This window comes from bacterium (assembly GCA_040756715.1).
Taxonomy (GTDB): Bacteria; UBA9089; UBA9088; order UBA9088; family UBA9088; genus JBFLYE01.
In genome coordinates, this window is the sequence record JBFLYE010000018.1 from 1 (window position 1) to 3,392 (window position 3,392).

The window sequence follows — 3,392 nt, forward strand, 5'->3', positions numbered from 1 at the left end:
GCTTTGTTTAAGCCAAGGATAAAGGGTTTATATTTAATCATTGATACAGGGTTATGCAATGCTATAGAGGTAGCAGAAAAGGCAATTGAATCTTCTGTTAAAATAATCCAATTAAGGGATAAAGGGTGTGTGATCAGGGAATTTTTAAAAACAGGAGAGAAAATAAGAAGCCTTTCCGATGAGATTACCTTAATAATCAACGATAGACTTGATATTGCATCAGCCATTGCTGCGGATGGCTTGCACCTTGGACAAGCTGACCTTCCCATAAAATATGCAAGAAAAAGGTTTCCTGGAATAATTGGAATCTCTTGCCATAGCCTGGATGAGGCAATAAAGGCAGAATTGAATGGTGCGGACTATATTGGATTAGGTCCTATATTTAAAACAAAGACAAAACCCGAACTTTCTCCCATTGGCTATGAAATAATCAAAGAGGTAAAGGAAAGGATAAAGATTCCCATTGTTGCAATAGGTGGGATAACATTGGAAAATGTAGAAAAGGTAAAAGAAGCAGATGCAATTGCTCTATCAAGGGCAATCTTGGAAAGCAGGGATATAAAGGAAAGCATTTTGAAATTTAGGATTTTAATAGCTCAAGAGTCAAGGCGGAAGGGTTAAGGTCTATGTAGCCAAGAGCCTTGAGCAATAAATATAAGGTGAAATGAATTTTAAGAAGCTCTAAACACATTTCTCAATTTTTATCCTTATTTCCTTTGCCAAAGATGGGTCTTTCCCTTCGGTTGATATGGCAATTGTAACATCATCCCTTTGAATAAGGGATGGAACAATAAATCTACAAAGCTTTGGTTTATCAACCACATTTATCAGAATACCCATTTTTTCTGCTTCATTATATACCATCTGGTTTATTTGTTTGTCATTGGTTGCTGCAATTGCAATAAATGCTCCCTCTAAATCGCCATTTTTATACTCCCTCTTTATCCACAAAACCCTTTCTTTTAAACCTTCCTCCAAATCTGGGCTTATAACCACAACATCTGCCCTTGCTTCCAACAGCCTTTCAATCTTTCTCTTTGCCACCTTTCCACCACCTACAACAACACATCTCTTTCCTTCTATATCAAGGAATATAGGGTAATACCTTTTACGCTCCTCTATCATCCCAATATCATTTTAAGAAGGGCCATCCTTACATAAAGCCCATTTCTTGCCTGGCTAAAATAGCCTGCCCTTTTATCTCTATCTACCTCTTCTGATATTTCAGATACCCTTGGAAGGGGGTGGAGGATTCTAGCATCATTCTTCATTAAAGAGACAACCTCCATATCAACCACATAGGAATTCTTAACCTTTTCATAAGCCTCCTGGTTTCTAAACCTTTCCTTTTGAATCCTTGTAACATATAGAATATCAAGAAATCCTGCTATATCAATAAGATTGCAATCTTCTTCAAAAGAGACCTCCTTTTCCTTAAGATAATCAATAAGGTCAGATGGCATTTTTAGCTCTTCTGGGCTAATAAAATAAAGCTCTATTGCCTCTTGTTGTGCAAGAAGCCAAACAAGGGAGTGTATGGTTCTTGAATAAAGGAGGTCTCCCAATAGCCCAATTTTAAGATTGTCCATCCTTTTAAGCTCCTTTTTTATGGTATAGAGGTCTAATAGTGCCTGGGTTGGATGCTGACCAGGGCCATCGCCTGCATTTATTACAGGAACAGGCGATATTTGGGAAGCCTTTTTTGCCGAACCTTCTTCGTAATGCCTTAAGACAATAATATCGGCAAAATCTCCAATAACCCTTATTGTATCCGTTAGGGATTCTCCCTTTACCATTGAGGAGAAATGGGGTGCATCCTCGGTTGATATTACATCGCCACCCAGCCTCTTCATCGCCGATTCAAAGGAAAGCCTTGTCCTGGTAGATGGCTCATAAAATAATGTGGCAAGGATTTTTTTTCTTCCCTTAAGAAGCAAGGAGGAATCTTCTGTTTTATCCAAGTTTTCCATCCTCTCGGTAAGGAAAAACAATTCATCCAATAAATTTTTATCCTTAAATTGCTGGATTTCTATTAGATGGTAAAGCTTCATTCAACCATTGGAAGGGTTATCTCCTTTTGAGCCTGGTATCTTCCCTTCTTATCAGCATATGAAACCTCGCAGACCTCATCAGAAGAAAGGAATAAAACCTGGGCAATGCCTTCATTGGCATATATCTTTGCCGGAAGGGGTGTTGTGTTTGAGATTTCTAAGGTTACAAACCCCTCCCATTCTGGCTCAAATGGCGTTACATTTGTGATTATTCCACACCTGGCATAGGTTGATTTTCCAAGGCATATTGTAATGATATCCCTTGGGATTCTAAAGTATTCAACTGACCTTGCCAAAGCAAATGAATTGGGAGGGATTATACAGATATCACCCTTAAAATGGACAAATGATTTCGGATCAAAATTCTTTGGGTCAACAATTGTTGTGTTTATATTTGTAAATATAAGGAATTCATCAGAAACCCTTATGTCATAACCATATGAGGAAAGCCCGTAAGAGATTACCGCCTTGCTTAATTGATTAGAAGCAAATGGCTCAATCATCCCCTTTTTTGCCTGCTCCCTAATCCACCTATCTGATTTTACCATTTTTTTTATTCCACATTCCCCATTCCGCAATCCGCATTTTTATAAATAATTCTCTTCTATATGCTTTTTTCTTTGTTTTGCCCTTTCTACCCATTTGCTATCCGGATATTCCCTTATTAGCCTTCCATAAAATTCTACTGCCTTTATAAAGTCCCTTACCTTTGGATACCTATCATACATATCTGCAATGTAAAACCCTGCATCATCAGCGCCCTTTATCTTTGGATATTCATCCAAAACCTTCTTATATTCTACAATTGCTTGGATATAATCTCCAAGCTCTTTATAACTATCTCCAAGACCAATCTGAGCAGATACCCTTATTTCATCTGAATTTCTTATCTTTGGAGGAAGATAGGGAAACAAATCTGTAATGGTGCCTTGTTCTATCTCTTTAATTAACTTCATATATTCAACAATTGAGGTTTTATAATCCTTTTTGGAAAAAATAAGCTGGCAGGCAAGAAGCCTTGCCTCATATTTTAAGGCTGTTTTTGGGTATTCCTTTAACAGCTTGTTTATTACCTCAGAATCCTTCTTTGCCTCTCCTATGGTAAATAGAATTTTATCAGCAAAGCCTATTTTTGGTTTTTCTTTAATAAGGTTTTCAAGATATGCTATTCCTTCATCATTCATTCCAAGCGATATAAGCTTTACTCCAAAAAGATAATTTTCTTCCTCTTCTGTGAATGTTTTTGTTTCTTCCCCGATTGTAATATCATCTTTAAATACCTCATATTCCAGTGGTGCTGGTTTTGGTTCTTCCTTTTTCAAAAGAGGGATTTCCCTTTTC

The 3,392-nt window shown here is 37.3% G+C and carries 5 protein-coding genes; 1 reads left to right on the forward strand and 4 read right to left on the reverse strand.

The annotated features are described in order from the left end of the window. On the forward strand, window positions 1-621 hold a 621-nt coding region (thiE, locus tag AB1397_00550; GenBank protein MEW6481495.1), incomplete at its 5' end, for a thiamine phosphate synthase. A gap of 60 nt (window positions 622-681) precedes the next feature. On the opposite strand, the gene AB1397_00555 is transcribed toward thiE, so the two are convergent. The 4 genes from AB1397_00555 to AB1397_00570 all read right to left on the reverse strand — a co-directional run. Further along, a complete protein-coding gene (locus tag AB1397_00555) occupies window positions 682-1,125 on the reverse strand; it encodes a bifunctional precorrin-2 dehydrogenase/sirohydrochlorin ferrochelatase (GenBank protein MEW6481496.1) in 444 nt (147 codons plus the stop codon). Then, window positions 1,122-2,051, reverse strand: coding sequence for an aspartate carbamoyltransferase (pyrB, locus tag AB1397_00560; protein MEW6481497.1), 930 nt, complete (start codon window positions 2,049-2,051; stop codon window positions 1,122-1,124). The genes AB1397_00555 and pyrB overlap by 4 nt, the downstream gene beginning before the upstream one ends. Continuing rightward, window positions 2,048-2,599, reverse strand: a complete 552-nt coding sequence (gene dcd, locus AB1397_00565; GenBank protein ID MEW6481498.1) for a dCTP deaminase — start codon at window positions 2,597-2,599, stop codon at window positions 2,048-2,050. The genes pyrB and dcd overlap by 4 nt, the downstream gene beginning before the upstream one ends. A 39-nt stretch (window positions 2,600-2,638) precedes the next feature. Then, window positions 2,639-3,392 (reverse strand): tetratricopeptide repeat protein (locus AB1397_00570; protein MEW6481499.1); only part of this gene is annotated, 754 nt, incomplete at its 5' end.

Bases quoted from the DNA above. Each gene is read 5' to 3' on its own strand.
- AB1397_00555 (MEW6481496.1), bottom strand. From the start codon at position 1,125: ATGATAGAGGAGCGTAAAAGGTATTACCCTATATTCCTTGATATAGAA.
- dcd (MEW6481498.1), bottom strand. From the start codon at position 2,599: ATGGTAAAATCAGATAGGTGGATTAGGGAGCAGGCAAAAAAGGGGATG.
- pyrB (MEW6481497.1), bottom strand. From the start codon at position 2,051: ATGAAGCTTTACCATCTAATAGAAATCCAGCAATTTAAGGATAAAAAT.